At 64.5% G+C, this 21,831-nt stretch carries 21 protein-coding genes; 7 read left to right on the top strand and 14 right to left on the bottom strand.

The genetic code is table 11. From position 1 onward, the window contains the following. Positions 1-94 precede the first annotated feature (94 nt). From mnhG to mbhE, 7 genes are read right to left on the bottom strand one after another with little or no spacing between them, the layout of a single operon-like run. Positions 95-388, bottom strand: a complete 294-nt coding sequence (gene mnhG / locus H0485_RS03475) for a monovalent cation/H(+) antiporter subunit G (protein ID WP_226933967.1) — start codon at positions 386-388, stop codon at positions 95-97. After that, on the bottom strand, positions 381-686 hold the full coding sequence (locus tag H0485_RS03470) for an MrpF/PhaF family protein (RefSeq protein WP_226933966.1): 306 nt from the start codon (positions 684-686) through the stop codon (positions 381-383). The genes mnhG and H0485_RS03470 overlap by 8 nt, the downstream gene beginning before the upstream one ends. Further along, positions 686-1,021 (bottom strand): Na+/H+ antiporter subunit E, encoded by a 336-nt coding sequence (locus H0485_RS03465; RefSeq protein ID WP_226933965.1) that lies wholly within the window; start codon positions 1,019-1,021, stop codon positions 686-688. Before H0485_RS03465 ends, H0485_RS03470 begins: the two co-directional genes overlap by 1 nt. Beyond that, positions 1,018-2,517 carry a Na+/H+ antiporter subunit D gene (locus H0485_RS03460; protein WP_226933964.1) on the bottom strand — a complete coding sequence of 500 codons (1,500 nt, stop codon included), beginning with the start codon at positions 2,515-2,517 and terminating at the stop codon, positions 1,018-1,020. Before H0485_RS03460 ends, H0485_RS03465 begins: the two co-directional genes overlap by 4 nt. Beyond that, a complete protein-coding gene (locus tag H0485_RS03455; protein WP_226933963.1) occupies positions 2,514-2,876 on the bottom strand; it encodes an NADH-quinone oxidoreductase subunit K in 363 nt (120 codons plus the stop codon). The genes H0485_RS03460 and H0485_RS03455 overlap by 4 nt, the downstream gene beginning before the upstream one ends. Then, entirely contained in the window at positions 2,876-3,268 is a 393-nt protein-coding gene (locus H0485_RS03450; RefSeq protein ID WP_226933962.1) for an MnhB domain-containing protein, read from the bottom strand. The genes H0485_RS03455 and H0485_RS03450 overlap by 1 nt, the downstream gene beginning before the upstream one ends. Further along, positions 3,265-5,541 carry a hydrogen gas-evolving membrane-bound hydrogenase subunit E gene (gene mbhE, locus H0485_RS03445; protein ID WP_226933961.1) on the bottom strand — a complete coding sequence of 759 codons (2,277 nt, stop codon included), beginning with the start codon at positions 5,539-5,541 and terminating at the stop codon, positions 3,265-3,267. The genes H0485_RS03450 and mbhE overlap by 4 nt, the downstream gene beginning before the upstream one ends. Before the next feature lie 135 nt (positions 5,542-5,676). On the opposite strand from mbhE, the gene H0485_RS03440 reads away from it, so the two are divergent. After that, a complete protein-coding gene (locus H0485_RS03440; protein WP_226933960.1) occupies positions 5,677-6,594 on the top strand; it encodes a hydrogen peroxide-inducible genes activator in 918 nt (305 codons plus the stop codon). Between the two features lie 63 nt (positions 6,595-6,657). On the opposite strand, the gene H0485_RS03435 is transcribed toward H0485_RS03440, so the two are convergent. From H0485_RS03435 to H0485_RS03425, 3 genes are read right to left on the bottom strand one after another with little or no spacing between them, the layout of a single operon-like run. Beyond that, positions 6,658-7,419 carry a 2,3-dihydro-2,3-dihydroxybenzoate dehydrogenase gene (locus tag H0485_RS03435; protein WP_226933959.1) on the bottom strand — a complete coding sequence of 254 codons (762 nt, stop codon included), beginning with the start codon at positions 7,417-7,419 and terminating at the stop codon, positions 6,658-6,660. A 12-nt stretch (positions 7,420-7,431) separates the two neighbouring features. Then, a complete protein-coding gene (locus tag H0485_RS03430; RefSeq protein ID WP_226933958.1) occupies positions 7,432-8,070 on the bottom strand; it encodes an isochorismatase family protein in 639 nt (212 codons plus the stop codon). A gap of 23 nt (positions 8,071-8,093) precedes the next feature. Next, on the bottom strand, positions 8,094-9,254 hold the full coding sequence (locus tag H0485_RS03425; protein ID WP_226933957.1) for an isochorismate synthase: 1,161 nt from the start codon (positions 9,252-9,254) through the stop codon (positions 8,094-8,096). A gap of 397 nt (positions 9,255-9,651) precedes the next feature. On the opposite strand from H0485_RS03425, the gene H0485_RS03420 reads away from it, so the two are divergent. Together H0485_RS03420 and H0485_RS03415 are read left to right on the top strand one after the other, a co-directional pair. Beyond that, a complete protein-coding gene (locus H0485_RS03420) occupies positions 9,652-10,524 on the top strand; it encodes an MBL fold metallo-hydrolase (protein WP_226933956.1) in 873 nt (290 codons plus the stop codon). Between the two features lie 172 nt (positions 10,525-10,696). Continuing rightward, positions 10,697-11,107, top strand: a complete 411-nt coding sequence (locus H0485_RS03415) for a hypothetical protein (protein WP_226933955.1) — start codon at positions 10,697-10,699, stop codon at positions 11,105-11,107. On the opposite strand, the gene dacB is transcribed toward H0485_RS03415, so the two are convergent. Both dacB and betC read right to left on the bottom strand, forming a co-directional pair. Continuing rightward, on the bottom strand, positions 11,079-12,509 hold the full coding sequence (gene dacB, locus H0485_RS03410; protein ID WP_226933954.1) for a D-alanyl-D-alanine carboxypeptidase/D-alanyl-D-alanine endopeptidase: 1,431 nt from the start codon (positions 12,507-12,509) through the stop codon (positions 11,079-11,081). The genes H0485_RS03415 and dacB overlap by 29 nt on opposite strands. A 139-nt stretch (positions 12,510-12,648) precedes the next feature. Continuing rightward, positions 12,649-14,181: a choline-sulfatase gene (betC, locus tag H0485_RS03405; RefSeq protein WP_226933953.1), complete on the bottom strand. Its 1,533-nt coding sequence runs from the start codon at positions 14,179-14,181 to the stop codon at positions 12,649-12,651. 654 nt (positions 14,182-14,835) lie between these two features. Between betC and H0485_RS03400 the strand changes: the two genes are divergently transcribed. Genes H0485_RS03400 through H0485_RS03385 form a run of 4 tightly spaced genes read left to right on the top strand, consistent with a single transcriptional unit; the run spans position 14,836 to position 19,840 of the window. After that, positions 14,836-16,422, top strand: coding sequence for an ABC transporter substrate-binding protein (locus H0485_RS03400; protein ID WP_226933952.1), 1,587 nt, complete (start codon positions 14,836-14,838; stop codon positions 16,420-16,422). Positions 16,423-16,432: 10 nt separating this feature from the next. Beyond that, positions 16,433-17,389: an ABC transporter permease gene (locus H0485_RS03395; RefSeq protein WP_226933951.1), complete on the top strand. Its 957-nt coding sequence runs from the start codon at positions 16,433-16,435 to the stop codon at positions 17,387-17,389. After that, positions 17,386-18,204, top strand: a complete 819-nt coding sequence (locus H0485_RS03390; RefSeq protein ID WP_226933950.1) for an ABC transporter permease — start codon at positions 17,386-17,388, stop codon at positions 18,202-18,204. Before H0485_RS03395 ends, H0485_RS03390 begins: the two co-directional genes overlap by 4 nt. After that, positions 18,197-19,840 (top strand): ABC transporter ATP-binding protein, encoded by a 1,644-nt coding sequence (locus tag H0485_RS03385; protein ID WP_226933949.1) that lies wholly within the window; start codon positions 18,197-18,199, stop codon positions 19,838-19,840. The genes H0485_RS03390 and H0485_RS03385 overlap by 8 nt, the downstream gene beginning before the upstream one ends. 254 nt (positions 19,841-20,094) lie before the next feature. Here the strand turns inward: H0485_RS03385 and H0485_RS03380 are convergent, their stop codons facing one another. Together H0485_RS03380 and H0485_RS03375 are read right to left on the bottom strand one after the other, a co-directional pair. Further along, positions 20,095-20,841, bottom strand: coding sequence for a class II aldolase and adducin N-terminal domain-containing protein (locus H0485_RS03380; RefSeq protein WP_226933948.1), 747 nt, complete (start codon positions 20,839-20,841; stop codon positions 20,095-20,097). After that, positions 20,813-21,778 (bottom strand): alpha/beta hydrolase, encoded by a 966-nt coding sequence (locus tag H0485_RS03375; protein ID WP_226933947.1) that lies wholly within the window; start codon positions 21,776-21,778, stop codon positions 20,813-20,815. Before H0485_RS03375 ends, H0485_RS03380 begins: the two co-directional genes overlap by 29 nt. Positions 21,779-21,831: the final 53 nt, after the last annotated feature.

The following is a 21,831-nucleotide window of genomic DNA, read 5'->3' as shown; positions in this document are numbered from 1 at the left end:
ACTGCTTTGTTCACGGCACCAGGGCGCTTGCACCAGGCAGGGCTGAGCAGCCACCAGGCGGGGCGAGCGCCCGGCGCTCTGCCGTGATCAGCTCTCAGCCCTGATCACGGCCCGCATCGCGCCGGGCGGCGGCCCGGCCGAGCAGATGCGCACCAATCGGCGCGGTGAAGAACAAAAACACCACCGCGATAACGACTTTCACGCTGATCCCGGTCTCGCCAAACCAGATCGCAGCCGCGATCAGCGCCAGCGATCCGGCCATGGTGCCAACCTTTGAGGCGGCATGCATCCGGCTCAGCGCATCGGGGAAACGCAGCACACCCAGCGCCGCCATCAGAGCAAAAAAGCCGCCGGCCAGCACGAAAAGCGCAGTCAGGATCTCAGTCATGGCCGGGTTTCCCTCCGGATTTCACCGCCTGAGCCCCGGCATAACGGGCGAAGGCCACGGTTGAGACAAAGCTGACCAGGGCCAGCGCCAGTGCAATATCCAGCCAGGCCGCGACCCCGGTCTGCAGCGCGAACAGGCCGCAAAAGCCGATAGCCACATTGGTCATCATCTCCAGCGCCACCAGCCGGTCGGCCAGCACCGGGCCGCGCCAGAGCCGGATAAAGCCAAGGACAAGCGCGATCAGCGCCAGCGCCATGCCGGCTTGCAGCGAATAGTCGAGAAAATCTGCCGCGCTCATCAGCGGAATACCTTTCGCACCATGGCTTCCATCCCCGATTTCAGATCGGCGACCACCGCCTCGGGATCCTCACCATAGATGGTGTGGATGGTCAGCGAGGACAGATCCTCAGCCACATCCAGCGTCATGGTGCCGGGGGTCAGGGTGATCATATTGGCAAGAAGGAAAATCTCGCCAGGGTTGCGGCTTTCCAGCGGCATGGTGACGATCACCGGCGCGAGGCGCGGCTGTGCCCGCAGGCAGTCACGCGCCACCAGCAGGCAGGATTTCACGAATTCCTTCACGAAATACAAAAACAGGATCAGCGCCTGGAGGATGCGGTTCAGTGCTTTCATGGCCGCGCCCCCAGAACAGTGGTGATATAGGCGCCCGGATCCAGCAGCTGCGCCGCCGCCGTCTCGGCAAAGGCGATGAAGGGCGCCGGATAAAAGCCGATGATCAGCGTCATCAGCGTCAGCGCCATCACCGGCCCCAGCATCAGCCCCAGCGCAGCACCCGACAGCCGCGACAACCGCGGCTCGATGCCTTTGGGATGGGCCTTCCAGAAGGCCTCAGCCATGATCTTGGTCATCGAATAGACCGTGAGCAGCCCGACCAGCAAAGCGATCCCGGCAACCAGCCAGTGCTGCAGTTCCAGCGAGGCGCGGATCAGCAGATATTTCGCCCAGAAGCCGGAAAGCGGCGGGAAGCCCGCCAGCGAGAAGGCCGGGATCAGGAACAGGATGCCGAGCAGCGGCGCATAGCGCCAGAGCCCGCCAATGCGGTAGAGGTCCGAACTGCCGGTCAGGCGCCGCGCCAGCCCGGCGATCAGGAACAGGTTCGCCTTCACCACGATATGGTGCAGCAGGTAGAAGACCGCCCCCGCCAGCGCCAGCGGCGTCATCAGCGCCAGGCCCAGAACCATATAGCCGATCTGGCTGACGATATGGAACGACAGCACGCGGCGGAAATCGCTCTGGGCTGCCGCGCCCAGCACGCCGGTAAGCATGGTCAGACAGGCGCACCACAACAGGATTTCATGGGTCAGGCCCTGATCACCGACGAAAATCAGAGTAAAAGTGCGGATCAGCGCGTAGACGCCTACCTTGGTCAGCAGCCCGGCAAAGACCGCCGAAGTGGCATAATGCGGCGTATGGTACGAGGCGGGCAGCCAGAAGAACAGCGGGAAGACCGCCGCCTTCAGCCCGAAGGCCAGCATCAGCATCATACCGATGACGGTCATCAGCCCCTGATCAGGATGGGCGGCCACAGCGGCGCGCAGATCGGCCATATTCAGCGTGCCGGTCGCGCCATAAAGCAGCCCGGCCGCGCAGAGGAAGAGCACGGTCGAGATCAGGTTCAGCGTCACATATTTCACCGCACCGTCGGTGGCCTCGCGCCGCCCGGAAATCACCAGCAGCCCGAAGGAGGAGATCAGCATCACCTCAAACCAGACATAGAGGTTAAACAGATCACCGGTCAGAAACGCCCCGGTCACCCCGCCGATCAGGGTCTGAAACAGACCATACCAGCCATAGGCCCGGCTCTTGCGGCCAATCTCGGCCATCGACCAGATCGTTACGCCGAGGCTGATGATCGCGGTGATCAGCACCATGGCCGCCGCCAGGTAATCGGCAACGAGGGTGATGCCGAAAGGCGCGGGCCAGGCCGACATCTGCACCGCCACCACGCCGTTTTCAATCACCGCTTGCAGCAGCATCAGGGCAAGGATCAGCGAGATCAGGGCACCGGCCAGCGAGGCATAAGCGCTGGCCCGGCTGCGCCGCGTCAGGAAGGCGAGAGCGGCGGCTGCAAAGGGCAGCATCACCGGCAAAGCAAGAAGCCAGCTCATTTATGCGCCTCCTCCGGCTCGGCCAGCCGCATCCGGTCCGGCTCCAGATGGCCGAAGCTGCGATAGGCGCGGATGGTCAGGGCAAGGACAAAGGCGAAAAAGCCAAAGCCGATGACGATCGCGGTCAGAAGCAGCGCCTGGGGCAGGGCATTGGCCATCACCGCCTCTCCCGGCTGGCCCGAGGCCCCCAGCAGCGGCGGCAGGCCATAAGTCAGCCGTCCGCTGGCGAAGATCGCCAGATTCACCGCATTTGACAGCAGCAAAAGCCCGAACAGGAACCGCAGCAGATTGCCCGAAAGCATCAGCCAGAGGGCAAAGGCACTCAGAAGTCCGGTCAGCAGTGCAAGCGGCAGTTCCATCAGCCCTCCTCCAGCGCGAAAATAAGGGTGAGGATGGCCCCTGCCACCGCAAGATAGACGCCGATGTCAAACAACATCACCGAGGAGACCGGCAGGGCGGTGGCCCAGAGCCCGGTGAAGGGCTGGTCACCGCTCAGCGCCGGCATCAGCCCGGCACAGACCGCCGCGATCAGCCCGATGACGCCCAGGGTCCGGGGATCGATCCTGAGGCGCTGCTGCGCCGCGCCAAAGCCAAAGGCAAAGCCGTAAAGCGCAAAGCCTGCGGCAAAGATCAGCCCGCCGATAAAGCCGCCGCCCGGCACGTTATGGCCACGAAACAGGATGAACAGCGAGAAGAGCAGAAAGACCGGCAGCAGGATCTTTGCCCCGATCCCGAGAATGGGCGACCTCATGATTTCGCCCCCTTTCCGACCGGGCGGCGCAACAGCGCATAGGCGCCGATCGCGGCAAGCAGGACCACGGTCAGTTCTCCGAAAGTATCAAAGGCGCGGAAGTCGACGAGGATCACGTTGACGATGTTATGGCCATGCGCCGCCGGAACCGAATTCACCTCGAACCAGTCGGTCAGACGCCGGTCGAGCGGATGCGAGGTGATCGCCAGAACGATCAGCGTCATGATCAGGCCAAAGGCCCCGGCCAGCAAGCCATGCAGGATCTGACGGCGGCGCGGACGCCGCTCGGTGAGCTGCGGCAGCCGCAGCAGCGCGGCGGCGAAGAGCACCGCCGAGAGGGTCTCGACCATCAGCTGGGTCAGCGCCACATCCGGCGCGCCGAACAGGATGAAGATCAGCGCCACGCCCAGGCCCGAAGTGCCAAGCCCGACGATATTGAGGATGCGCGAGCCGGTGCGCAAAGCCAGCGCGGCGCCAAGCGCCACGATCAGCGCAATCAGCCAGAGCGACCAGGGGGCCTCAAGGCTGAGGCTGATCACCGGGCGCCTGGTGATCAGCACCAGGCCCAGCACCATGACCAGGCTCAGCACCGTAGCGAACATGTAAAAGCCCAGACGGCCGGTCTGGATCATCTGCGTCAGCCCGGCGGCAAAGCTTTTGAAACCCTCGATCAGATGGTCCCAGCCGCGATCAAAGGGGCCTGCTTCGCCGCGAATGGCCTTCATATGGCGCAAACGCAGGGCAAGGAAGAGCCCGCCAAGGGCGAAAGTCGCAGCGCTCAGCGCCAGCGGCAGGCCAAAACCGGGCCAGAGATGCAGCTTCAGCGCCGCGCCGCCCTGCAGGCTGCCCGCGACCGTCACTGCCAGCATATCCTGCAGCAGCCCGGGGAAAAGGCCAAAGCCAAGCCCGGTCAGGCCCAGAAGCAGCGGCCCGATCAGCATCAGCGGGCTCGCCTCATGCGGGGTACGGGTCACCGCCGGGGCTGCGCCGATAAAGGGCTTGATCGCCACCATGCCCGCCACGCCAAAGACCAGCGCATTGGCCAGAAGCGCACCGCCCGTCACCAGTGACGAGGTTTCAAGCCCGGCGATATAGAGCAGTTCCTTGGCAATCCAGCCGGTCAGCGGCGGCAGGCCCGCCATCGAGGCCCCGGCGAGCAGCGCGGCCAGAGCGGTCAGCGGCATGAAACGGGCAAGTCCCGAAAGACGGGCGACATCGCGGGTGCCGGTCGCATGATCGATATTGCCGACCAGCATGAACAGCGCCGCCTTGTAAAGCGCATGGGCGATCAGGAAGACCATGGCGGCAGAAAGCGCCGCCCCGCCCTCGCCCGCCAGCATCAGGGTGATCGTGCCAAGCGCCATCAGCGTGGTATAGGCGAGGCTCTGTTTCAGATCGCTCTGGCGCAGAGCGAGATAGCCGCCCAGCACCGCCGTGGTCAGACCGGCGGCGGTCAGGCTGATCTCCCAGCCCGCCGTGCCCGAAAGCACCGGATGCAGCCGCGCCATGAGATAGACACCGGCTTTCACCATCGTGGCTGAATGCAGCCAGGCCGAAACCGGGGTCGGCGCGGCCATGGCGCCCGGCAGCCAGAAATGGAAGGGGAACTGCGCCGATTTGGTGAAAGCGCCGAGCAGCACCAGCACCAGGATCGCCGGGTAGAGCGCATGGCCCTGCAGCCCCTCACCCGCGAGGATCCTGGTCAGATCCTGGCTGCCCGAAGCGATACCGATCAGCACCAGCCCGGCCAGCAGCGCCAGACCGCCCGCGCCGGTGACCAGCAGCGCCTGCAAAGCATTGCGCCGGGCCTTTTCGGTCTCATGCCCGAAACCGATCAGCAGATAAGAGGTCAGCGCCGTCAGCTCCCAGAACACGAAAAGCGAGATCAGATCGGCGGCGAGCACCAGGCCCAGCATGGCCAGCATGAAGGCAAACAGGCTGAGGATCAGCCGGTGGAAATCCGGGTGATCCCCCATATAGCCGATGCAATAAAGAAAAATCGTCGCGCCGATGCCTGAGATCAGCAAAGCGAAGATCAGCGACAGCCCGTCGAGATAGAGCGTGAAGGAAACCCCCATCGAGGGCGCCCAGGCGGCACTGAACCTGGCCGTTCCCCCGGCGCTGATCGCGGGCAGGAAAGTGGCAAACCAGATAAACAGCCCCGCCGCCACCGCCGCCGCAATCAGCGCAAGGCTGGTCGGGATCACCCTGCGCCCTGAAAGCGCCCCGGATGGCCCGTCGTCGGTTTCTGTTACGCTGCCGGATGCTGTCACTCGCCCCTGCCCTTCTGTTTAACCGCTGCCGCAGGCTCCTGCCCCGGCGCATCGGGCCTCGATACCGAGGCGTTTCGCGAAAGAGAAATAGAAAGTCCCCTTTCCTCTTATAGATAAAAACTATAAGCCTGCCCTATGCCAACATTGCAACAACTGCGCTATCTGACCACGGTTGCCGATACACTCTCGTTTTCGCGGGCGGCCGAGCTTTGCCGCGTGGCGCAGCCGACGCTCAGCGCCCAGCTGAAAGAGCTGGAGGCCAAACTGGGCGCGCGCCTTGTCGAGCGGACCCGCGCCAGGGTGCTGCTGACGCCGCTGGGCCAGGAGGTGGCGCGGCGCGCCCGCAGCCTGCTGGCAGGGGTTGAGGATATCCGCGACATTGCGCGCGGCTATGATCCTTCGGCCAGCCAGGGAACCTTGCAGCTCGGTGTTGTGCCCTCGGTCGGGGCCTATGTGCTGTCGGTGGCCATGCCCGGGCTGCGGGCCCGCTTCCCGCAGCTGCGCCTGCAGGTGCGCGAAGAACATCGCGACACCCTGCTGCGCCAGCTTTCCGAGGGCAGCCATGATGCGCTGCTGCTGGCGGAAGAGCCGGGGCGGCCCGATCTTGATCACCGGCTGTTGCTGGCCGAGCCGCTGCATCTGATCCTGCCCGCCGATCACCCTCTGGCGGCGAAAAGCAGCATTACGCCGCAAGAGCTCGCAGGCGAGACGCTGCTTTTGCAGGAAACCGCGCCGCAGCTGCGCCAGCAGATCCTGGCACTGTGCCAGGCCTCCGGGCTGAAGCCGGTCAGCGATTATGAGGGGACAACGCTCGATACCCTGCGCCAGATGGTGGCGCTCGGCATGGGGCTGTCGCTTCTGCCCGCGCTCTATGTCCGCTCGGAGGTGCTGCGCGAACAGCTGGTGGTGGCCCGCCCGCTGAGCAGCGCAGCCCCGGTGCGGCGCGTCTCGCTGCTCTGGCGCCGCGATGCGCCCCGCGCCGCGACCTGTCTGGCACTCGCGGCCAGCCTGCAGGAAAGCCTGGCCCCCTGGGGGGCGCGAAAAGAGGCCTGACCGCTGCTCGTGATTGCTCCCCCCTGACCTGACCTGACCAGACCAGACCAGACCAGACCTGGATCAGGCCTGCTGGGTTGCGCCGCCATCAATATAGAGATCGGCCATGGTGATATGCCCGGCCTCATCCGAGAGCAGGAACATCACCGCCCGCGCCACATCTTCGGGCTCACCGATCTTGCCGAGCGGGATGCCAGGCTTGAACTCTTCGGGAATGCCCCGGATCACCCGCGCCTCGCCACCTGCATCGGCCCACATGCCGGTCTGCATCGGCGTGCGGGTTGAGCCGGGGGCGATGATATTGCAGCGGATGCCCTGGGGGGCCAGTTCCAGCCCGAGCGCGCGCATATACATGGTAGCGGCCGCTTTCGAGGCACAATAGGCCGCCATGCCATAGCGCGGCACGCCCGCCGCATTCGAACTGACCGCGACCATCACCCCGGCCCGGCGCGGCCCCATCACCCGCGCCAGCGCCCGGGTCAGATGGAAGACGCCATCGGTATTCACCGCAAAGACCCGGCGCCATTCGGCGTCACTGGTCTCGGTCACAAGGCCGGTGGTCAGCGTGCCGGCAACAGAAACGCCAAAGCGGATCGGGCCGAGATCGCGCTCGAGATCAGCCACCAGCGCCCCGACCGCCGCCGGATCACTGACATCAAGGGCATGGCAGCTCAGCCCCTCCGCAGCAGGCAGATCGGGCGCCTGCAGATCCGTCGCCACCACCCGCGCGCCTGCGGCCAGCAAAAGCTGCACCAGCGCCCGGCCAATCCCGCCCCCGGCCCCGGTCACCAGGGTCAGCGCGCCCGTAAATCCGTTCAGCTGCATCGCCGTTCTTCCTCAGCCCAGGGCCTGCAGCGCAGCGGCCGTGCCCAGCACGATACCACAGCGCCCCGCCGCCCATTTCAGCGCCATATCATGCTCTTCGCGCGAAAAATCAGCCAGAGCATCGGCAATCATAAAGGCCTCTATATCGCGCTGGAATGCCTCGGCCGCCGTCATCAGGCAGCCGATATGGGCATAGACACCGCAGATCATCAGCTGATCACGCCCGCGCACCCGCATCAGCGTTTCAAGATTAGAGCGCTGAAAGGCCGAGTAGCGGTGCTTGACCAGCATATGATCGCCCGGCTCGGGCGTCAGCTCAGCAGTGATCGCCTGATGCGCCGGATCGGCAGTCATGCCTGGCCCCCAGAGATCGGCCTGCAACCCACGGTCGCGCCGGTCCTGATTGCCCTGCTGCGCGGTGTAGAACACCGGAATGCCCCTGACCCGCGCTGAAGCCGCGAGAGCTGCAATATGGCGGATCACCGGGGCCAGAGGGGCGGCAGAGCGGTCATAGGGCCGCAGAAAGTAATTCTGCATATCATGGATCAGCAGCGCCGCCCGCCCCGGCTCCAGCCGCCAGGGGCCGCGCGCGCCGGGGATCTCTGCCGCCTGTGGCAGGGCATAGGGGGCGATATGTGGCAGGCCAGCCATTGCAGATCCTTTCCGTCTTCAGCTCAGAGTACAGCACCGGTGGCGAGGCCAAAGCCCGCCAGCATAGCCTGAAATTTCGCATGCGTCTCGGCCTCTTCCAGCGCCGGATCCGAGCCTGCCACCACCCCGGCCCCGGCATAGAGGCGGGCTTCGCTGCCCTCAAGCTCGGCACAGCGCAGCGCCAGATACCAGGCGCCGTCGCCATTCGCTTCCAGCCAGCCAACCGCCCCGGCGTAGAAATCCCGGTCATAACCCTCCAGCCCGGGCAAAGCCGCCTCGGCGGCAGCCAGGGGATAGCCCGAGACCGCCGGTGTCGGATGTAGCACCCGCAACAGCTCGGCACAGGGGGTGTCAGGATCCTTCAGCACCCCCGTAATCCGGGTGCCCAGATGCCAGAGCCGCGCGGTCTGCGCGAGGCTCACCCCCTCGGGGCGGGCAAGGCTGGCGCACCAGGGCGCGAGGCTGTCGAGCACCATCTCGGCCACCAGCGCATGTTCGCGCAGGTCTTTGCCCGAGTGCAGCAGCGCCGCCCCCGCCGCTTTGTCGGGTGCCGCCTCCCTGCCGCGCGGGGCCGATCCGGCCAGAGGATGCGAGGTGATGGCCGCCCCCTGTTTGGCAAGCAGCAGTTCGGGCGTCGCCCCGATCAGCCGGCGTGGCACCCCGGCCTGCCGGGGCGGCAGCGGCACCGAAAAGCGGGTGATCAGCGGGTCCACCGCCAGTGCCGCCAGCAAAGCCCCCGGATCAAACGCCAGCCCGGCACTCAGCCGCAGGCTGCGCGACAAAACGATCTTGTCAAAGGCTCCGGCAGCGATACGGCGCAAGGCCTCGGCCACTGCGGCGCGGTATTGCGCGGCCGGAGGATCCTCGCGCAGCAGCACCTGCTGCGAAACCGCACCGGAACCATCACCGCGCGGCGCCGGGCTGACCGCCTGCGCGCCATCTTCCGGGCGGGCGGCAAAGAGGTAATCCCCGGCCTGGCGGTCATAGGGCAAAGCCCCTGCCAGCCGCAGCCCTTCTGTGCCATATCCGGCGAAGAAAGCCGCGGCCCGTGTGGCGAGACTGTCGAGCCCGCCCCGGGGCAGGGCCTGGACAGAGCGGGCAAGCTCCAGCTGATGCCCCGGTCCAGAGAGGTAAAACCCGTCACGGGCGGCGGCAGTATGATGCAATGTCATTGACAGTCTCACAGCGGCATCCGCTTCGGCGCGGAAGGGGGATTGCGGCTGGGCTGGAAAACAGCCTGGCTGAGAGCGGGACATGAGGTCCGGATTGCTTTCCGTCGCGCCGTTTGCAGAGAAAGTCAAGCGGGCGGGCGCGCAGCGGGCTGGCAGAAAGCTGTCAGAAAAAGGGGCGTCCGCACCAGGCGAACGCCCTGAAAGTGGAACGAGGGACAGTCTGCGGCCTACAGGCAGAGGCCACACCGAAGTAACGCAACGGGTGCTGAAATGTTCCCTCCAGCGAGGATGACAGAAGTATATACCGCCCGAAAAGGCCCGGATTGTGACCGCTTCGCCCCTTTTCGCCGCCGGCATTGCGCGGTTAAGCTGGGTCGCAATCCCCCCCTCAGCCACAGGCCCGCCCCCGATGAAAAAACCCGAAGTAACCGGCTTTTATGAAGAGCGCAGCGGCTCGGTACAATATGTAGTGGCAGATCCGGCGAGCGGTGACTGCCTGATCATCGATCCGGTGCTGGATTATGATGAAAAATCCGGCGCGACAGCGCAGATCGAGGCCCGGCGGCTGCTGAAATTCATCGCCGATAAAGGCTATCGGCTGACCCGGATTCTGGACACCCATCCCCATGCAGACCACCTTTCCGCCGCAGCCTGGCTGAAGCAGGAGACCGGCGCGCCGACCGGTATCGGGGCCAAGGTGACCAGCGTGCAGGAGCTGTGGAAGCGCTTTTACAACCTGCCCGATTTTCCCGCCGATGGCTCGCAATGGGATCAGCTATATCACGATGGTGACAGCTTTCTGCTCGGCGACATCCCGGCCAGGGTGATGTTTTCACCGGGCCATACCCTGGCCTCGGTCACCTATGTGATCGGTGATGCCGCCTTTGTGCATGACACCCTGTTCATGCCCGACAGCGGCACGGCACGCGCCGATTTCCCCGGCGGTTCGGCGCAAGCGCTCTGGTCCTCGATCCAGGCGATCCTCGCCCTGCCCGATGAGACCCGGATTTTCACCGGCCATGATTACCGCCAGGGCGGCAGGGCCGAAGCCTGGCAATCCTCGGTCGCCGAGCAGCGCAGTCACAATATTCATATGTCGAAACTGCTGACCGAAGAGGCTTTCGTCGCCGCACGCGAGGCCCGGGATGCCACCCTGCCGATGCCGAAGCTGATCCTGCATGCCCTGCAGGTCAATATCAATGCCGGGCAGCTGCCCGAGCCTGAAGCTGACGGCAGGCGCTATCTCAAAATCCCGCTCGACCTGCTGAAAGCGCCGTGGTGAGGGGCTGAGCGCCGATCCGGCGATCCCATGGCTGGCGCCGCCGGTGGCTGAAACCTGCTCAGCAGGCAGGCAATGGTGCTCAGGCTCCGGAACCCGGCGCTGCAAGCGACGTTTGAGCTGGTGCCACGCCCGGTCGTTTTGTCAGGGTCCGGAGCTGCAGAGGGAGAATTGTATGGCGCAAGACCGGCTCGCGCGCGGATTTGAGGGGCGCCTGATCGCGCATCGTAAACTCCTGGCCCGCCTGCTGGCCGCAAGTTCCCGCGAAACCCGGCTGACCGTCGGCGCCTGGCTCGCGGCCCGCGAAAGCCTGACCGGCGGCCAGGCCGATCCCTGTTCCACTTCCAATGACGGGCTGGCGCTGGAACTGGCGCTGTCAGACGAGCTGCATGAAATCTCGGAAATGGCCTATGCGCTGATCAGCGGCGAATGCAGCCTGCCCGCAGACAGCAATGCGCCGGTCTTTCACAGCCTGCGTCAGGACGACGGCAGCGGCGGCCTGGTCGCAGAGCCGCCCCTGTCAGCAGAGCCCCCCCTGTCACCGGCCGGAGCCGGACTTATGCGTAGAGCCCCGCCCAGCGACTGACCAGCTGGCCCTGCAACAGGCGCGAGCGGCGGATCCAGCTTTCGGCACCGGGCGGGGATTCGCGATCGGCAACCGGAACCGCATCGCGCCGGGCCGGATCACCGGTGAAAATGGCAAACACCATCTCGCGCCCGCCCGGCGGGGTGATATGCCCCGCGAGCGCCGAGACGAAATTCAGCGTGCCGCTTTTGGCCATGACTTTGACCGGATGACCTTTGATCACCTTGCCCTCGCCGTCTTTCATCCCGACATCGCGCAGGATCGGCTTCAGCCCGCGGTTCTGGCGATGCGCGAGCCTGAGCAGGCTGACCATCTGTGCCGCCGAAATCCGCGAGGCGCCGCCAAGGCCCGAGTGATCGACAAAATGCGGGCTGATGCCAAAACTCTCACTGGCCCAGGTGGTCATGGCCGCGCCGGACTCCCCCAGATCGCGCAGCCCCGAGGACAGAAGTCCCGAACATTCGGCGGTAAGATTGGTCGAGAAGCGCAACATGCCGCGCAGCACTTCGGGCAGCATTTCGCTCTCAGCCCGGGCCAGCTCCTGGCCTGAGGGGGCCGAGACCTGCGCGGCCGGTCCGGGCAGGGCAATGCCCTGGGCCCGGGCCAGGGTGCGAAACACCTCGGCGCTGTAGAGGCCGGGCAGCCGCACCGGCAGCCAGCGCGAGCCGCCTTTGCCCAAAGCCGAGGCGGCGACGGTCCAGTCCTCGCGCACCGCACCGCCCTTATAGGTAAAGACCGGGCTTTCGCGCTGCGCCACTTTCATCCCCACCATCGAGACCTGAGGCACAAAGCGCTCGCCGCGGGCATCCATGGCGAGCTGCCAGTCCGCCCCCGCCTTCTTCCATTCAAAATGCACGCGGTTGAAATTCAGGTTCAGCCCGCCCACCGCCGGATTATAGCCGACCTGATCGGGCTGATCGCCGGCAATGCGCGGCATCAGCGGCAGCGCGCCCTCCCAGTAGAGGAAGCGCCCGCTCACCGCTTTCACCCCGCGCTGCGCCAGTTTTACCGCCAGATCGCCCAGCTGATCGGTCTGCAGCGTCGGATCACCGCCTCCGGCGAGGATCAGATCGCCCTGCAGCACGCCGCCCTGCACCGGGCCGGTGGCCAGAAGCCGGGTGCTGAGCCGCCGCCCCGCCCCCAGTTTTTCCAGCGCATAAAGCGCGGTCACGGCCTTGGTGACCGAGGCCGGGGGCAGCATCTGATCGGCGCCACGCGCCTCGAGCACCGTGCCGGTGGCGGCATCTGCCACCATATAACCGATCGCGCCGGTCAGCTTTGCCGCCGCCACCAGGCCCTCAGCATCGGGAATTTTCGCCGGGGCAGCCCCGCCCTCGCCGCGCGGACGGGGCCGGGGCCGGGGCGAGCTGTTGATCGCTTCGGCCCGGAGGGGACCGGCCATAGGCAGCGCGCCCCCCGCCAGAAGCCCTGCCAGCATTCCCCGTCTCGAGATCATCCGTCGATTCCCTAACCGTTTGTACTGGCCTTACACGATCTGCAGCCGCGCTCCCAGACGCTGCGCCGGGGCGGCGGCGCAGCGATCACTCGCCGCGGGGGAAGCGTTTGCTTTCCTCCAGCACGTTCAGATCCATGTGATTGCGCATATAGCGTTCAGAGGCGGCGCGCAGCGGCTGGTGATCCCAGGGGAACCAGGCGCCGTTGCGAAGCGCCTCATAAACCACCCAGCGCCGGGCCTGGCTCTGGCGCACCTCGCTGTCATAAGCCGCCAGATCCCAGCGCCGTGCCGCCTCGGCCCGCAAATGCTCCAACACCCCGGAAGCCGCCGGATCCCCGGCCCGGTTCACCCGCTCTCCCGGATCCTCGCTGAGGTTATAGAGCTGCTCGGGATCGGCATTGCAGCGGATGTATTTCCACATCCCGTCGCGCAGAGCCACCAGCGGCGTGACCGAGCCTTCAGCGGCATATTCCATTGGCACCGGGCCGCGCGCCGCCCCCGCCGCCACCGGAAGGAGGCTGGTGCCATCGGTCCAGGGCATCACCTCGCTCAGATCAATTCCGGCCAGATCGGCGAGGGTCGGGGTCACATCGATAGTCGAGACCGGCGTATCAATCCCTGCAGGATCAAGGCCTGGCGCCGCAATCATCAGCGGCACCCGGGCCGAGCCCTCAAAGAAGCTCATCTTGAACCACAGGCCGCGCTCGCCCAGCATATCGCCATGATCGGACAGGAACAGGATCACCGCCTCCTGGCGGGTTGCCTCCAGCACATCGAGGATCTCGCCGATCTTATCGTCGATATAGGAGATATTGGCGAAATAGCCCTGACGCGCACGGCGGATCTGATCGGGCGTGATGTCAAAGGCGCTAAAATCGCAGGCCTGCATCAGACGCTGCGCATGCGGATCCTGCGCCTCAAAAGCGATGGCCCGGGGCGGCTCCAGCTCGGGCGCGCCCTCGTAGAGATCCCAGTATTTACGCCGCGCCACATAGGGATCATGCGGATGGGTAAAGCTGACGGTCAGGCACCAGGGCCTGCTGCCCTCGCCGCGCGACAGATCGTAAAGCTTCTGCACCGCCTGGAAGCAGACATCATCGTCATATTCCAGCTGATTGGTGATCTCGGCCACCCCGGCCCCGGTGACCGAGCCAAGATTATGATACCACCAGTCGATACGCTCACCCGGTTTGCGGTAATCCGGGGTCCAGCCGAAATCGGCGGGGTAGATATCGGTGGTCAGCCGTTCCTCAAAACCATGCAGCTGATCGGGGCCGACAAAATGCATCTTGCCTGAAAGGCTGGTCTGCCAGCCCGCCCGGCGCAGGTGATGCGCATAGGTCGGAATATCCGAGGTGAATTCGGCGGCATTGTCATAGACCCGGGTCCGGCGCGGCAGCTGGCCCGACATGAAAGAGGCACGCCCCGGCGCACAGAGCGGACTTCCGGTATAGGCATTTCTGAAACGGACCGAACGCGCCGCCAGCCGTTTCAGATTTGGGGCATGCAGGAAATCAGCCGGACCATCAGGGAAGAACAACCCGTTCAGCTGGTCGACCATCAGGATCAGAATATTCGGTCCAGGGGGGCTGACCCCGGCCGTCGTCTTCAATGACATCTCACACTCCAGGCAAAGCAGGGACAGCGCAGGCGCCAGGCTGAGGCTTCAGAAGGCGGCGCCTTTGCAGCTATCGGTGACCTGCCGGCCTGCGTGCCGCAAGCTTTATTCCGCAGCCAGGCCGCCCCGGGTCGGTCCGGCACCCGCTCTGGTCGCAATCTGACCCGGATTCAGAAAAATCTGGCGTTCATCTGGAGAGGCACAGCAAAGGGATATCATGACTTCTGCGCCAGCTGCCCCTCTGTTCAACACCGCGGCCCCGATGCCGCCAGCCCGCCCCGCCCGGGCGCCTGCCCTGCCCCGGGGGTGCGCCGCCGGACCCCGGCCGCGCTCTGCCCGCAGGGCCAGGTCCGGGATGAGCCCCAGGGGGATGAGCACTGCAAGGGCAGAGAATCGTTGCCACAATGGCCTGTTTTCCTCCAGGCTCAACCGCAGAAGGGCGCAAAAGCCCCATGTCCCGCCGGTGCGGCCCCAGCCCGTCGCCGGAAGCTGAGATCTGTATTTCGCGCTGCCAGCCCGTGCGGCCGGCCTTATGAATATGTGCCTGCTTACTGCCCGGTCCTGACTGCGGAGAGGCCCAAACGTCTTCAGACGGTTTTCAGAATTAACAATGACCCTCCAGCAACCGGCGGGCTTAATAACAGGGAGATACGGATGTCTGAGAAACTTGACTGGCTGGTGGCCCGCGCCAAAGCGGGCAAAATGAACCGCCGCGAATTCATCGGCCGCACCACCGCAATGGGCGTCTCTGCCGCTCTGGCTTCGGCGCTTTACACCAAAGCGGCCCATGCCGAGCCGAAAAAAGGCGGTGTGATCCGCGCCGGTCTGACCGGTGGCGAAAGCACCAATACGCTTGATCCGGCGCTTGCCGCCTCGGTCATGCCGCAGGTTGCCAATGCCCATTGGGGCGAGCAGCTTGTCGACCTCAATCCCGATGGCACGGTTGATTTCCGCATCGGCGAAGAGGTCTCTTCCTCAGCCGATTCCAAGACCTGGACCTTCAAGATCCGCCAGGGCGTCACCTTCTCGAACGGCCAGGCCGTTACCGCCGAAGATGTGATGGCAACCCTGAAGCGCCATACCGACGAGGCCTCGCAATCGGGCGCACTCGGCGTGGTCAAAGACATCAGCGAGATGAAGGCCGAGGGCGATAAGCTGACACTGACCCTCGCCAATGCCTCGGCCGACCTGCCCTATCTGCTGACCGATTATCACCTGGTGATCCAGCCAGGCGGCGGCATCGATAACCCGACCGCCGGGATCGGCGCTGGCCCCTATGTGCTTGAGACCTTCGAGCCGGGCGTGCGCTATGTGATGCAGAAAAACCCCAATTACTGGGACGACCGCATCGGCCATGCCGATACGATCGAGATCCTCTCGATCAATGATAACACCGCCCGCACCGCCGCTCTGCAATCGGGCCAGGTGCATATGATCAACCGCGTTGACCCGAAGATCGCGGCGCTGCTGGCCGGGGCCTCCGGGGTAGAGGTGCGTCGTGCGGTTGGTCGCGGGCACTATGTCTTCATCATGCATGTCGACAAGCCGCCCTTTGATAATAAAGACCTGCGCATGGCGCTGAAACTGGCGGTCAAGCGCGGTGAGATGGTCGATAAGATCCTCGGGGGCCTCGGCTCGGCCGGCAATGACACGCCGATCAATGCCGCCTATCCTTTGTTCGATGACACGATGCCGCAGCGTGAATTCGATGCGGCCAAAGCCCAGGAATTCTACAAAAAATCCGGTCATGACGGCAGCCCGATCATCCTGCGCACCGCCGCTGTCGCCTTCCCGGGGGCCGTCGATGCCGCCAATCTCTTTGCCGCTTCGGCCAAAGAGGCCGGCATTCCGCTGCAGATCCAGCTTGATCCCGATGACGGCTACTGGGCCGATGTCTGGAATGTCGAACCCTTCTGCGCCAGCTACTGGGGCGGTCGCCCGACCCAGGATCTGATGTTCTCGACCGCCTATCTCTCGACGGCGGAATGGAATGACACCCGCTTTAAAAACGCGAAATTCGATGAGCTTCTGCTGGCAGCCCGCGCGGAACTCGACACCGTGAAGCGCAAATCCGATTACCGGGAAATGTCGGATATTCTGCGCGAGGAAGGTGGCCTGATCCTGCCGATGTTCAACGAATTCGTCGCCGGTATCCGCAGCGATCAGATCGCGGGCTGGGTCGATGATCCCAATGCCGAGATGATGACCTATCGCGCTCTGGCGAAATGCTGGCTGGTCTGAGGTCAGCAACGTGCATCCTGTAATCTTTCTTCTGGTCCAGCGCATCGCGCTGGGCCTGCTGTTACTGTTGGCGGTTTCAGCGGTGATCTTTCTCGGGGTTGAGGCTTTGCCGGGCGATACCGCCCAGGCCATCCTCGGCCAGAGTGCCACCCCTCAGGCGCTGGAAAATCTGCGCGCCCAGATGGGGCTCGATCAGCCGGCCCTGACGCGATATTTCAACTGGCTAGGCGGCGTGATGACCGGCGATCTGGGCAAGGCGCTGACCAATGGCGTCGATATCACCCAGGCAATCGGCCAGAGGCTGGGCAATACGCTGTTCCTCGCCGGCTGCGCCGCGATGATTGCCGTGCCGCTGGCCCTGGTGCTGGGCGCGGTGGCGGCCCGCTATGCCGGGCGCTGGCCCGATAAGCTGATCTCGGGCATCACCCTGACCACGATCAGCCTGCCGGAATTCGTCGCCGCCTATTTCGTGATCTATCTGCTGACCATCGTCTTCCCGGTCTTCCAGCCCGTCGCCATGGTCTTTCCGGGCATGAGCTTCTGGGCGAAGCTGCAGGCTGTGGCTCTGCCGGTCATCGTCCTCGTGATGGTGGTGCTGGCGCATATGATGCGCATGACCCGGGCCGCCATTCTGAATGTGATGCAATCTGCCTATATTGAGACCGCCGAGCTGAAGGGCCTGTCGCCGATGACCATCATCTGGAAACATGCCTTCCCGAATGCCATCGCGCCGGTGATTTCCGTCGTTGCCATCAACCTTGCCTATCTGGTGGTCGGTGTGGTCGTGGTGGAGGTGGTCTTCTCCTATAACGCCCTTGGCCAGTATCTGGTCGACCATGTGACCAAACGCGATCTGCCGGTGGTGCAGGCCGTGGGGCTGATCTTTGCTGCTGTCTATATCAGCCTCAATATCATCGCCGATATCACCGCCATCCTGGCCAATCCGCGGCTGAGGCATCCGAAATGAGCAGGATCCCGTTTTCCGCCCTGTTCGGCATGGTGCTGACCGCAGGCTTCATCCTTGCCGCCGCCCTGGCCGATGTCATCGCGCCCTATCCCCTCGACGCCATTCTCGGCGGGGTCTGGGAAAGCCCCTCGGCCAGCCACTGGCTGGGCACCGATTCCATTGGCCGCGACATCTTCTCGCGGCTGATCTATGGCGGGCAGATCACCATTTTCGTGGCCCTCGCCGCCTCGGTCCTGTCCTTCTCAATGGGGGCCTTCTTTGGTTTTCTTGCCGCAGTGCAGGGGGGCTGGGCCGATCAGATCCTCAGCCGGATCTGCGATCTGATGATGGCGATCCCCTCGCTGATCGTGGCTCTGGTCATGCTGTCGGTGCTGCCGCTTAACCTCGGCGTGCTGATCGTGGTGATGGGGGTGCTCGATTCCACCCGCGTCTTCCGTCTCGCCCGCGCCGTGGCGATGGATATTGCGGTGATGGAATATGTCGAGGCCGCAAAGCTGCGCGGTGAAAAGCAGGGCTGGGTGATCTTCCGCGAGATCCTGCCCAACTCCCTGTCACCTCTGGTCGCTGAGTTCGGCCTGCGTTTCATCTTTGCCGTGCTCTTCATCTCGACCCTGTCCTTCCTCGGGCTGGGCGTACAGCCGCCGCTGGCGGACTGGGGCGGCATGGTGAAGGAAAACAAGGACGGGCTCACCTATGGCAAGGCCGCGGCGCTGGTGCCGGCCGCCGCCATCGCGCTGCTGGCGATTTCGGTGAACCTGGTGGCCGACTGGGTGCTTTCGCGCACCTCGAGCCTGAAAGGAGGCCGTGGTGGCTGAGAAAACAAACCCCCTGCTGGAGATCCGTGGCCTGGTGATTGAGGCCACATCCTACCCGCCGGGCGAAAAGCCCAGAGACATCACCCTGGTGCATGGCGTCGATCTGGTGCTGGAAAAGGGCCAGGTCATGGGGCTGATCGGCGAATCCGGCGCCGGAAAATCGACCATCGGCCTGTCCTCTATGTCTTATGGCCGTGGCGGTGTGCGGCTGAGCGGCGGTGAGATCGTGCTGAACGGCCGCGAGATCCGCAAAGCCTCTGCCGCCAGCCTGCGCCGGATCCGCGGCCGCGAGGTGACCTATGTCAGCCAGTCGGCGGCTGCCTCGTTCAACCCGTCGAAACGGCTGATGGATCAGGTGATCGAGACGGCGCTGTCGCATAGGCTTATGTCGCGCGCCGAGGCAGAGGCCCGCGCTGTCTCGCTGTTTCGCAAGCTGGGCCTGCCCAGCCCCGAGACCTTCGGCCAGCGCTATCCGCATCAGGTCTCGGGCGGGCAGCTGCAGCGCGCGATGACGGCAATGGCGCTTTGTCCGAAACCCGATCTGGTGGTGTTTGACGAGCCGACCACCGCCCTCGACGTGACCACCCAGATCGAGGTGCTGGCAGCGATCAAAGAGGCAATCCGCGATACCGGCGTGGCCGCGCTCTATATCACCCATGATCTTGCCGTGGTGGCACAGGTCGCGGATCAGATCATGGTTCTGCGCCATGGCCGCCAGGTCGAGCTGGGCAGCACCGATCAGATCATCAATCATCCGCGTGAGGAATATACCAGGGCGCTGGTCTCGGTGCGCGGCCTTGAACATGCGGGCAAAGATCCGGCACCCCCGGTTCTGAAAATCGAGAATGTCACCGCACGCTATCGTGGCACGAGTTTTGACGTGCTGAAGAACATCTGTATCGATCTGCCTGCCGGGCAGACGCTGGCGGTGGTGGGCGAAAGCGGCTCGGGCAAATCCACCCTCGCCCGCGCCATTACCGGGCTTTTGCCGCCCTCAAAGGGGCGGATCAGCTTTGACGGGCGGGTGCTTTCCACCGATTTCAAAAGCCGCAAACCCCAGGATCTGCGCGAGATCCAGATGATCTATCAGATGGCCGATACGGCGATGAACCCGCGCCAGACCGTGGCAACCATCATCGGACGGCCGCTGGAATTCTATTTCGGCCTGAAGGGCAAAGCGCGCGATCAGCGCATCCAGGAATTGCTCGATCAGATCGAAATGGGCAAAGGCTTTGCCGATCGCTATCCGGCCGAACTTTCGGGCGGGCAAAAACAGCGGGTCTGCATCGCCCGGGCGCTGGCGGCCAGGCCAAAGCTGATCATCTGCGATGAAGTCACCTCGGCGCTCGACCCGCTGGTGGCTGATGGCATTCTGAAACTGCTGCTGAACCTGCAGGCCGAAACCCAGATGGCCTATCTGTTCATCACCCATGATCTGGCGACGGTGCGCGCGATTTCGGATAAGATCGCGGTCATGTACCGGGGCGGGGTGGTGCGCTACGGCCAGAAAGCCGATGTGCTGGAACCGCCCTATGATGATTATACCGATCTCTTGCTCTCCTCGGTGCCCGAGATGCGGCTGGGCTGGCTGGAACAGGTGCTGGCAGGGCGCCGGATGGAGGGGGCGGGGAATTAACCCGCCCTCGCTTTTCTCCGCCTGAAATTTCAAAAAAGGCCCCGGCTGTGACCAGGGCTTTGGCGGAGGCCGCTTGCTGGCCTCGCATAGCCTGACGGGCGGGCGCGGCCGGGGACCGGCTGGGCTGCGCCCTCTCGACCCTGAGACCCAGCGGATAGGGGGATCAGTCCGGAATGAGGAAAACGAAAGCTTCCTGAGCATGTGAGAAAGCGGCCCGCGCGCCGAAGCAGGTCCGGCGCGCGGGCGTTTCAGCCTTAATGGGCGTAATCAGGCTCTTCGACATCGAGGATCGCCCGGATCTCGCGCAGATAGCAGATCGCGCCGCCGGGATATTCCTCCCATTCACGCGCGGTTTTCTCGGCCACCGCATCCGACATATGCCGCAGCTTCATCCCGGTCGACAAAGCCCGGATATAGGTCTCGGCGGCGCGTTCGAAATAATAGAGCCGGTTAAAGGCCTCGGCCACGCTGGCACCGATCACCAGCACGCCGTGATTGCCCATGATCATGGTATGGATCTTCGGATCCGACAGCATCGAGGCGCAGCGCGCCCCCTCTTCCTCAAAGGCCATGCCGCCGTAATGGCCATCCACCACCTGGCGATTGTAAAACATCGCCGAATTCTGATCGATGGCCGGCAGACGGCTGTCCTCAAGCGCCGCCAGTACGGTGGCAAAGGTCGAATGCACATGCAGGATGCAGCGCGCATGTGGCACCGCGCGATGGATCGAGCCATGCAACCCCCAGGCGGTCGGGTCCGGCGCATCGGGGCGGTTCATCGTTTCGGCATCATTGGCGTCGATCTCGATCAGCGAACTGGCGGTGATGCGCGAGAAATGCCGGCCATTCGGATTGATCAGAAACCGCGTGCCGCTTTCATTCACCGCCAGCGAGAAGTGATTGGCCACCGCCTCATTCATCTTCAGCCGGGCGGCCTCGCGGAAAATCGCCGCCAGATCGCAGCGCTCGGCCTCATGGGTCAGATTGCTGTATTTGTTCATATTCACCCTCCATGTCTGGCCATTCGTCGCGCGCCAGCGCGGCGATGCCCTTGATTATTCTGTGAAATGCCGCAGCCGCGCGTGGCGCGTCATGGCGCGCGCGCAGCCAGCCATGCACCAGCCCCCGGTCGCAGAGCGCCAGCGCCTGCCCGCCTGCCGCCCGGATCGCCGCTGCATAGAGAAAGGGATCATCGGCCAGCGGGTCGCATTCAGCGGCAAAGGCCAGGGTCTTTGGCAGGCCGCTGAAATCGCGGTCCGACAAGGGCTCAAAATCCGGATGCCCCCTGTCGGGTCGCTGGCCGCCATGGCGGATCGCGGCGTAGAACTGCAGATCGGCCCGGGTCAGCATCGGCGCATGGGCATGGCGGATATAGCTGCCCTCGCCCCGGTCGCGGCCCAAAGACGGGTAGATCAGCACCTGGCCGCGCAGCCTGGGGTCGCGCAGCCGGTGGCAGGCCGCAGCCACCAGATTGCCCCCGGCACTGTCGCCGATCAGCACCAGATCGCCCGGCAGCGCCGCAATCACCGCCAGCAGATCCTCCAGCGCCGCCGGATGCGGATGTTCAGGCGAAAGGCGGTAATCGACCGAGGTCAGCGCGCAGCCGCTCTGTGCCGCAATCTCGGCACAGATCCCGTCATGTGACTGCAGCCCGCCGACAACAAAACCGCCGCCATGCGCATAGACCAGCTGCACATCCGCCCCCGGCTCTGCCGGGCGGTAACTGCGGCAGGGCACAGCCGCGAGGGTATGATCACTGACCTGCAGCCCGGGCGGATGCGGATGCTCAAAACCGGCACACATCGCATCATAGATACGGCGCTGTTCCGGGATCGGAAAATCTGCAGTTTCCGGCGGATAAAAGCGCCCGGTCCGGGCGATGAAAGCCCGCACGGCAGGGTCGAGCCACTGAGTATAATCGGGCCGGTCCAGATCCATTCTCCGTCGCAACTCGGGAAAGGATAGCGGGCTCACCTTACCGCACAAGCGCC

Source organism: Pseudogemmobacter faecipullorum (genome assembly GCF_020539525.1).
Lineage (GTDB): Bacteria > Pseudomonadota > Alphaproteobacteria > Rhodobacterales > Rhodobacteraceae > Pseudogemmobacter > Pseudogemmobacter faecipullorum.
This window is presented reverse-complemented; position numbering and strand designations above follow the sequence as displayed.

What these genes read in the sequence shown, in the direction of transcription:
- H0485_RS03400 (WP_226933952.1), top strand. Translation starts at nt 14,836, where the DNA reads ATGTCTGAGAAACTTGACTGGCTGGTGGCCCGCGCCAAAGCGGGCAAA.
- mnhG (WP_226933967.1), bottom strand. Translation starts at nt 388, where the DNA reads ATGACTGAGATCCTGACTGCGCTTTTCGTGCTGGCCGGCGGCTTTTTT.
- H0485_RS03435 (WP_226933959.1), bottom strand. Translation starts at nt 7,419, where the DNA reads ATGCAGCTGAACGGATTTACGGGCGCGCTGACCCTGGTGACCGGGGCC.
- H0485_RS03430 (WP_226933958.1), bottom strand. Translation starts at nt 8,070, where the DNA reads ATGGCTGGCCTGCCACATATCGCCCCCTATGCCCTGCCACAGGCGGCA.
- H0485_RS03455 (WP_226933963.1), bottom strand. Translation starts at nt 2,876, where the DNA reads ATGGAACTGCCGCTTGCACTGCTGACCGGACTTCTGAGTGCCTTTGCC.
- betC (WP_226933953.1), bottom strand. Translation starts at nt 14,181, where the DNA reads ATGTCATTGAAGACGACGGCCGGGGTCAGCCCCCCTGGACCGAATATT.
- H0485_RS03380 (WP_226933948.1), bottom strand. Translation starts at nt 20,841, where the DNA reads ATGAACAAATACAGCAATCTGACCCATGAGGCCGAGCGCTGCGATCTG.
- H0485_RS03440 (WP_226933960.1), top strand. Translation starts at nt 5,677, where the DNA reads ATGCCAACATTGCAACAACTGCGCTATCTGACCACGGTTGCCGATACA.
- H0485_RS03390 (WP_226933950.1), top strand. Translation starts at nt 17,386, where the DNA reads ATGAGCAGGATCCCGTTTTCCGCCCTGTTCGGCATGGTGCTGACCGCA.
- H0485_RS03470 (WP_226933966.1), bottom strand. Translation starts at nt 686, where the DNA reads ATGAGCGCGGCAGATTTTCTCGACTATTCGCTGCAAGCCGGCATGGCG.
- H0485_RS03460 (WP_226933964.1), bottom strand. Translation starts at nt 2,517, where the DNA reads ATGAGCTGGCTTCTTGCTTTGCCGGTGATGCTGCCCTTTGCAGCCGCC.
- dacB (WP_226933954.1), bottom strand. Translation starts at nt 12,509, where the DNA reads ATGGCCGGTCCCCTCCGGGCCGAAGCGATCAACAGCTCGCCCCGGCCC.
- H0485_RS03415 (WP_226933955.1), top strand. Translation starts at nt 10,697, where the DNA reads ATGGCGCAAGACCGGCTCGCGCGCGGATTTGAGGGGCGCCTGATCGCG.
- H0485_RS03420 (WP_226933956.1), top strand. Translation starts at nt 9,652, where the DNA reads ATGAAAAAACCCGAAGTAACCGGCTTTTATGAAGAGCGCAGCGGCTCG.
- H0485_RS03465 (WP_226933965.1), bottom strand. Translation starts at nt 1,021, where the DNA reads ATGAAAGCACTGAACCGCATCCTCCAGGCGCTGATCCTGTTTTTGTAT.
- H0485_RS03375 (WP_226933947.1), bottom strand. Translation starts at nt 21,778, where the DNA reads ATGGATCTGGACCGGCCCGATTATACTCAGTGGCTCGACCCTGCCGTG.
- H0485_RS03450 (WP_226933962.1), bottom strand. Translation starts at nt 3,268, where the DNA reads ATGAGGTCGCCCATTCTCGGGATCGGGGCAAAGATCCTGCTGCCGGTC.